Raw genomic sequence first — 7,480 nt, forward strand, 5'->3', positions numbered from 1 at the left:
CGGAGCCGGATTCATCGACGGCACGCCCATCGAAGACGTGACGGCGCGGAAGCGCGCTTCACCTCGACGGCTTCTGCGGATCACCGCAAAAGCGCGTCCGCCATGGCGTGGTACGCCGGTTTGGGCGCGTAGTCGCGGTCGAAGGGGAGCGGGCGGGGCTTGCGGATCGTGTGGTAGTCGGGCTCGGCGACGCCGTTGAGCCAGGATTGGGCATCGGACAATTGCCAGGTCTGGATCACCGTCACGGCGGGTTCGGCCAGTGCCGCCGCCATGATCTCGGCGTAGCGCGCCGCCACCTGCGCGTCGCGCCGGGTGTCGTTGCCCTGCATCCGGAGATCGTTGACGTCGAGTTCGGTGACGTAGACCTCGAGCTTTCGCGCCGCGAGGTCGCGCACGAGTTTGGAGAAGATCGCCCGGTCGAACACGAAGTCCGGAAACCAGTGGCATTCGAGGCCCACCGCGTCGAGGCGGATTCCGGCGTGCTGGAGATCGTCGACGAGGCGCAACAGGGCCGTCCGGTAGATCTCCGTCGGCCCGAAGGCGACCTTCCATTCCGGGCTCGCCTCGTTGAGGACGAGGCGCACGTTCGGGTCGGCCCGGTGGGCGGCAACGAAGGCGCGGCGGATGTAGTCGGGGCCGAGCGCCCGGAACCACGGCCCGCCGCGCAAAGACCCCGGATTGCCGTCGTCCGGCCACAGGGGTTCGTTGACGACGTCCCAGGAATGCAGGCGCCCGGCATAGCGGCCCACCGTCTCGGCGATGTGGCGGTCGAGCCAGTAGGCGGCCTCCTTGGGGCTGAGCTTGTCCACCCAGTCCGGCTGGTAGGCGTTCCAGGCCAGGGTGTGTCCGCGCACGGCGAGCCCGGCCTGCGCCGCGAACGCCACCAGAGCGTCGCCGTCCGTATAGTCGGCGACGGTCGGTTGCGGACGGATCGAGCCGAACTTCAGGGCGACGTCCGTGGTGACGATGCGGGTCTGGTGCCGGTAGAGTTCGGCGAGCCGTGCATCGGTGAGCACCGTCCTGTCGATGGAGGCGCCGTACGTGACCCCGCGTGCCGCCGCCAGGGCGCCGAGGGAGGGCACGGAGCGGATCGGGTCGGCGGCCCCGGCCGGGCCGGCGGCGGTGCCGGCGGCGAGCACCGCCCCTCCGAGGACGAGGTCCCTGCGCGAGATCCGGTCCATCACAGTTTCATGCGCTTGAACACGCCCTCGGGGATGGTGCGGATCACCAGCATGACCAGGGCCCAGACCGGCCGGACATAGACCATGTCGCGCCGGGCGACCTCAGCGCCACGGAAGATCGCGGCGCCGACCTCGACGGCCTCGGCCGTCAGGGGTTTCGGCAGGGGCATGCCCGCCGTCATCCGGGTGCGGACGAAGCCGGGCTTCACCGTCAGGACATGGACGCCCTTGGGGGCGAGACGGTTGCGCAGGCCGGACAGGAACGCGGTGAAGCCGGCCTTGGCCGCGCCGTAGACGTAGTTCGAGGCCCGGCCCCGCTCGCCCGCCACCGACGAGACCCCCACGAGGGTGCCGCTCCCCCGCGCGGCGAACCGCTCGGCGAGCAGGCCGAGCAGCAGGGACGGCCCCTCGAAGTTCGTGCGCATCACCAACGCCGCCTCGGCCGGATCGGCCTCGGACCGCGCCTGGTCGCCGAGGAGCCCGACGACGCTCACCACCGTGTCGGGCAGGCGCGGCAAGCCGTCGACGAAGGCGGGAAAGGCGGCGGTGTCGGTGATGTCGAGGGCGCGCACCGGCACGGCGTGTCCGGTGCGGGCCGTGAGGTCGGCGGCGTTGCGGGCCATCCCCGCCCCGTCGCGGGCGGCGAGAACCACGTCCCATCCGGCCTGGGCGTAGGCCAGCGCCGTGGCGTGCCCGATGTCGGAGGTGGCGCCGACGAGGAGCATGAGCTTTCTCGGCACGGAAGCGGTCTGGGTCATGCGGCCTCGAAGGCGTTGGGGCGGAGCGCGGACGGAGTTTTCGGAGTGGACGCGCTGGGGTTCACGCGAAGTCTCCGTGCGGGCAGAGGAGTCATCGAAGTAATCGGGCGGCGGAATTCGAATCGGAACGCCCGCGCGCATCCCCCTCGCCCCGCTTGCGGGGAGAGGACCGAAGGCACCCCGTCGTGCCTTCGGTGAGCGGAGGCTCGCACCGTGCGTCCGCTGTGATCGCTCGGCCGGTCAGCACAAGGTTGCTTCGTGAAAGTCTCACCGGCCCGTGAAACGCACGGCGCACTCCCTCTCCTGAAAGGAGAGGGTTGGGGTGAGGTGTGTGACCTCTCCGGAGACTCCGCACACCTCACCCTGTCCCTCTCCTTCCAGGAGAGGGGACCCGCGCGACGTCTCGATCCAAGAGATTTCCCGGAAGCAAAAACCTTCGCCGCGTGGACGGCCGGGGACGCATCGCCCCTCCCGAGATCCACGCCCACGCTCACAACCCCAACCGCCGCGACAGGGCAGAGGCGATCCTGCCCTCGCCGTCGAGCTCCCGCCGGAGCGCCCGGAACCGTGTCGCGGCGTCGCCGTAGCCGGCCTCGAAGGTGTCGCGGCTCTGGCGGGCGTCTTTGGCGAGGTAGAGGCGGCCCCCCGCCTCCCGCACGATGGCGTCGAGGCCGTCGAGGAGCGCGAGGTTGGCGGGGCTCGCCGGGAAATCCAGGGTGAGGGTGTAGCCCTCGATCGGGAACGACAGCAGCCCGCCCCCGCCGCCGAGCAGCTTCAGCACGGCGAGGAAGGACGGAGCGGCGTGCGAGACCCGATCGAGGATCGCGCCCAGGGCCGCGCGGCTGCGGGCTTTCGGGATCACGCATTGGTGCTGGAGGAACCCGCGCCCGCCGTAGATGCGGTTCCAGTCGCGGATGCCGTCGAGGGGGAAGAAATAGGGCGCCCAGCCGACGATCCCGTCGCGGCCCGCACCCGCGCGGCCGCGCCCGTAATACAGGGCGTTGAAGGCGCCGACGCTCAGCCGGTTGAGGGTCAGAGCCGGCAGGTCGAAGGGCACCGCCAGCGCCCCGCGCGCGGTCGGGGGATGCAGGGGCGCGCCGGGGTGCAGCGCCGCGAGGTCGGCCCGGGTGGCGTGCTCGCCGCGATAGACCAGGGCGCGGCCCCGGGCGGCGCCGCGCGCGAGACAGTCGATCCAGGCGACGGCGTAGGTGGCGCCGTGGGCCGCCTCCAGGGCCGCCATGGCGGCGTCGAGGTCGGCGGCCGCGACGGTGCTCTGGCGGATCCAGCCCGTCTCGACCCGGCGCAGGGCGAGGGTCGCCCGCAGGATCGTGCCCGTCAGCCCCATGCCTCCGACGGTGGCGGCGAAGAGGTCCGACTCCGGCCCGCAGGTCCGCACCGTGCCGTCGGGGAGCGCCAGGGTGAGGTCGCGCAGATGCGCGCCGAAGCCCCCGGCGCCGTGGTGGTTCTTGCCGTGCACGTCCGCCGCGATGGCGCCGCCGACGGTGACGAAGCGGGTGCCCGGCACCACGGGCGGGAAGAACCCGCGGGGCAGGAATGCGTCGATGATGTCGGCCAAGAGCACCCCGGCCTCGACGGCGAGGTGGCCCGTCTCCGGATCGAAGGCGATCATCCGGTCGAGGCCGCGCAGGGCCAGGGTGGTGTCGGCCCCGATGGCCGCGTCGCCATAGGCCCGGCCGTTGCCGCGCGCGATGAGCCCGGTCCCACTCCGGTGCAGGGGCGAGACGGCCGCCGCCTCGCGCACGGGAAGGAGGCGCGTCGCCTGCCGGGGGTAGCGGCCCCAGCCCGAGACCTCCTGCGTCGCCCCGCTCACGGCGCGGACCCGGTGAACACGAAGCGGCGGTCGAGGCCGTACTTCACCGCATACCCCACGCCGAGACCCAGGAGGGCGCCGGCATATTTCGCCGTGCTCGTCCCCCACAGGGCGAAGAACCCGAACTCGAACACCCAGAACACCAGGGTCGTCGCCACGCTGAACAGGCCGTAGAGCACGACCTTGCGGGCCTCTTCCGTCCGGGTCCGCGAGGCGTCGAAGAACACGAGATGCTTGTCGAGGAGGTACTTCACCACGAAGCCGACGCCCGTGCCCATCGCGATGGAGACGAGGAGGGGCGCCCACGGCACGAGCCGCACGGTGGCTTCCTGCGCGAGGAGGTTCGCCGCCGTGGCGAGCACGGCGAACCCGACATAGCGCAGGCCGAGGGCGAAGGGCGCGGGACGGGACATGGCGTGAACGCTCATATGGCGGCCAGCACCAGGATGCCAACGGTGGCCGCCGTCACGAGGCTGACCCGGTCGCGCAGGGCGAACACGATGGGATCGTCGTGCATCATCCGGCGATGGGCCATGAGCAGCGCCCGCGAGATCCAGTAGAGGATCACCGGGCCGACGCACCACAACAGCTTCGGGCGCGAATAGAGCTGCGTCACGGCGTCCGACGACAGGTAGAGGGCCAGCACCACCACGGCGTTGTAGCCCGCCGCCGCCGCCAGGGAGGCGACGATGGGGAGATCCGAGAGTTCGTAGTTGCGGTTGGTCGGGCTCGGCAGGCCCCGGTCGAGGCGGCTCGTGAGTTCGGTGTAGCGCTTGATCAGCGCCAGGGACATGAACATGAACAGCGAGAAGGCGAGTAGCCAATCCGACAGGACGGCGCCCACGGCGACACCGCCGCCCACGACCCGGATGGTGTAGAGGGCCGCCAGCGTCACCACGTCGACGAGCATCTTGCGCTTCAGGGAGAACGAATACGCGGTGGTGAGGGCGAAATACGCCAGGAGCACGCCGCAGAACGCCGCCGAGACGGCCAGACTCACGCCGAGGGCCGCGACGAACAGGAGGGGGGCGGCGAGCATGGCCTCGACCAAGGGCACCCGCCCGTTCGCCAGCGGCCGGTTCCGCTTCGTCGGATGCGCCCGGTCGGCCTCGAGGTCGATGAGGTCGTTGATGAGGTAGACGCTCGACGCGCAGAGGGAGAACGCCACGAAGGCGAGGAACGCCGCGAGGAAGGCGGCCCCGTCGAAGCGGTGCGCCATGAGGAGCGGCACGAACACCAGGGCGTTCTTCGCGTATTGATGCACCCGCAGGAGCTTGGCCCAGGCCCGGACCCGCGCGGCGAGGTCTTGCCCGGTCTCGGGCAGGAACACGGCCTCGGGCGCGAGGGCCACGAGGGCCCGGCGCGCGGCCGACGCGAGGCGCACGGCGACGGCCCGGTTCGCCTTCGCCCAGACGGGCAGGTCGTCGGCGTGATTGCCGATATAATCGAACCCGCCCGCCCCGAACGTCGCCACGAGGCGGTCCGCCTTGGCTGTCCCCGACAGGTTCACGGACGCGTCCGAGGCGAACCAGCCGTCGAACAGGCCGAGATGGCGAGCCACCTTCTCGACCAGCACGGCGTTGCTCGCCGAGGCGAGGTAGACCGGCCGGCCCTCGGCCCGCGCCGCGGCGATGACGTCGAGGACGGCCGCGTCGTAGGGAAGCTTCGCCACATCGAGGGCGGCGGTGCCGAGGTGATGCTTGATCGCCGCCTTGCCGCGCGGCACCGCCCGCGCCAGGGCCAACGCGGCCAGGGGCGAGCCGCCGATCTCGGCGAAGAAGCTCTCGATGAGTAGGTCGGAGCGGATCAGGGTTCCGTCGAGATCGACCACCAGGGGCAGCGCCGCTTCGACGGTGAGACGTTGAGCGCGCATGCCTCTAGACCTCGCAGCGTGGGGGGCGCGGTGCGACCGCGGCGGGAAGGACGGCGAAACCCGGGCTCATGGCGCCGTAGCCTCCAGGCGCGGCGCGCTCGCGACGCAGGCGGGTTCAAGGCGGTAGAGGGTCAGGGGCGTCCCGTCGAAGGTGCGGGCCGGATCGATGGTGCGCTCGAGGCGCGCGCACCGGCGCAGGGTGCCGTCGGCATAGCCGCCGCGCCGGCCGGCCTCCTCCGACAGCATGGTGGGGAAGTCGACGATGTAGCGGATGCCCTGCGCGGCGAGGTACGGGGCGAGCCCCCCCGACACCACGGCCGGATAGACGGCGTCGTTGACGAGGCCGTCGAGGTTCGTCACCGGCCGGGCGGCGAAGTAGGCGACGATGCCGGCGTTCCACGCCGCCACGGGGGCAAGGTCGGGCGCGTCGCGCAGCATCTCGCCCGCCTCCATGGTGGCGACCTGCCAGGGCCAGGGCGGGTTGGCGAAGCGCCAGACGGCGCCGGCGGCGTAGAGGAGGACGAGGAGCGGCACGACGCGGCCCCGCACCGGCAAGGCGGCCACGAGGCCGGCGGCCAGGAGGGCGACGGCGGCGAAGAACGTCGCCGCATACCAGTACTGCACCGCCCCGTTCAGGGCGTAGACGGCGCCGTATCCGACGATCGCCAGCACGGAGCCGAGGCTGAGCGGATGGTCGAGGAGCGCGCGCAAGCGCCCGCGCCGGATCACCCAGAGCCCGAGCCCGGCGAGCACCACCGGCACCGCCACGCGCGGCAGGCCGTAGGGCTCGAACAACTCGATCACCCGGGCGAGGCCGGGCCAGGGGGTATAGCCCGACACCGTCGCCCAGAAATGCTTGATGCTGGCGCTGCGCTGCACGAAGCCGCCGGTGAAGTGATAGGTGTGGAGGGTCACGAGGCCGATGCCGAGTAGGGCGCCGAGGCACAGCATCGCCGGCACGCCGAGGCCCCGCACCGTCCAGCGTCGGTGCCAGGCGCGGTGGAGCAGGAACCCGCCGAGGAGCGCGAAGGGCAGCAGGGCGTAATCCGAGCGCGCGAGCACGCCGACGATCCCCGTCGCCAGGGCCGCGAGGACGACGCCCGGTCCGGGCGAATCCGCCGCGACGAGGCGGTAGGACAGGGCGGCGGCCGCGATGACGAGGCAGGATTCCATCGGGAATCCGACGAGGTGCAGGCCGCCGGCCGACATCGCGACGAGGAGCACCCCGAGGCCGCCCCCGCCGAACGTCTCCCGCGCGGCGTGTGCGAGCCAATAGACGGCCGCCGCCATCAGGGCCGCATTGACGAGGACGACGAGGAGATAGGTCTCGACGAACCCAATCTCTGGGGCGATCCGGTACAGACCGGCCAGCGCATAGCCGAACAGGAGATGGAAGCCGGTGGCGGCGTTCACGCCGTCGAACGTCCAGGTGCCTTGCGTCGCGAAATTCTTGGCGAGGACGAAGTAGTAGAACGCGTCGTCGGGAATCCGCGCGACGATGGCAGCAGCTCCCAGGGGCACCGGTGCGAGGCTGAACGCCAGGGCGACGCCGAAGGCGATCAACGCCGCCGCTCTCGGCGAAACTCTGTCCATGATGGCGTCCCCGGAAGTTCAGGGGGCACCATCCATCCCGGCGCTTAAGACATCATGATGCCGATCGGCGAACCACCGGGCGCGTTTGGGGATAACCCAGGGCTCCGCCCTGGACCCGCGAAGGGCTCGGCCCTTCGAACCCCATGTTTCCGCTACCCAAACGCGAACAGGCCGCCTCGTTTGGAGGCGGCCTGTTCGGGGGGATCGTCTGGAGGGGATGTTTTTATGATGTGCTGTGCAGGTC

6 protein-coding genes are annotated in these 7,480 nt (G+C 71.4%); all 6 read right to left on the minus strand.

Annotation, left to right across the window (positions count from 1 at the left end):
- Positions 1 to 80 precede the first annotated feature (80 nt).
- Positions 81 to 1,181, minus strand: coding sequence for an endo-1,4-beta-xylanase (locus tag MFF01_RS21550; RefSeq protein ID WP_238228464.1), 1,101 nt, complete (start codon positions 1,179 to 1,181; stop codon positions 81 to 83).
- Positions 1,181 to 1,939, minus strand: a complete 759-nt coding sequence (locus MFF01_RS21555; RefSeq protein ID WP_238228465.1) for an SDR family oxidoreductase — start codon at positions 1,937 to 1,939, stop codon at positions 1,181 to 1,183. Before MFF01_RS21555 ends, MFF01_RS21550 begins: the two co-directional genes overlap by 1 nt.
- A 490-nt stretch (positions 1,940 to 2,429) precedes the next feature.
- The gene (locus tag MFF01_RS21560; RefSeq protein WP_238228466.1) at positions 2,430 to 3,770 is read right to left on the minus strand and encodes an FAD-binding oxidoreductase; all 1,341 of its coding nucleotides are present in this window, start codon (positions 3,768 to 3,770) and stop codon (positions 2,430 to 2,432) included.
- Positions 3,767 to 4,183, minus strand: a complete 417-nt coding sequence (locus MFF01_RS21565) for a GtrA family protein (RefSeq protein WP_238228467.1) — start codon at positions 4,181 to 4,183, stop codon at positions 3,767 to 3,769. The genes MFF01_RS21560 and MFF01_RS21565 overlap by 4 nt, the downstream gene beginning before the upstream one ends.
- Before the next feature lie 11 nt (positions 4,184 to 4,194).
- Positions 4,195 to 5,643 (minus strand): UbiA family prenyltransferase, encoded by a 1,449-nt coding sequence (locus tag MFF01_RS21570; protein WP_238228468.1) that lies wholly within the window; start codon positions 5,641 to 5,643, stop codon positions 4,195 to 4,197.
- 66 nt (positions 5,644 to 5,709) lie between these two features.
- Positions 5,710 to 7,236, minus strand: a complete 1,527-nt coding sequence (locus MFF01_RS21575; RefSeq protein WP_238228470.1) for a DUF8728 domain-containing protein — start codon at positions 7,234 to 7,236, stop codon at positions 5,710 to 5,712.
- Positions 7,237 to 7,480 lie beyond the last annotated feature (244 nt).

Source organism: Methylobacterium adhaesivum, from assembly GCF_022179065.1.
Classification (GTDB): domain Bacteria; phylum Pseudomonadota; class Alphaproteobacteria; order Rhizobiales; family Beijerinckiaceae; genus Methylobacterium; species Methylobacterium adhaesivum.

Bases quoted from the DNA above. Each gene is read 5' to 3' on its own strand.
- MFF01_RS21550 (WP_238228464.1), bottom strand. From the start codon at position 1,181: ATGGACCGGATCTCGCGCAGGGACCTCGTCCTCGGAGGGGCGGTGCTC.
- MFF01_RS21555 (WP_238228465.1), bottom strand. From the start codon at position 1,939: ATGACCCAGACCGCTTCCGTGCCGAGAAAGCTCATGCTCCTCGTCGGC.
- MFF01_RS21565 (WP_238228467.1), bottom strand. From the start codon at position 4,183: ATGTCCCGTCCCGCGCCCTTCGCCCTCGGCCTGCGCTATGTCGGGTTC.
- MFF01_RS21570 (WP_238228468.1), bottom strand. From the start codon at position 5,643: ATGCGCGCTCAACGTCTCACCGTCGAAGCGGCGCTGCCCCTGGTGGTC.
- MFF01_RS21575 (WP_238228470.1), bottom strand. From the start codon at position 7,236: ATGGACAGAGTTTCGCCGAGAGCGGCGGCGTTGATCGCCTTCGGCGTC.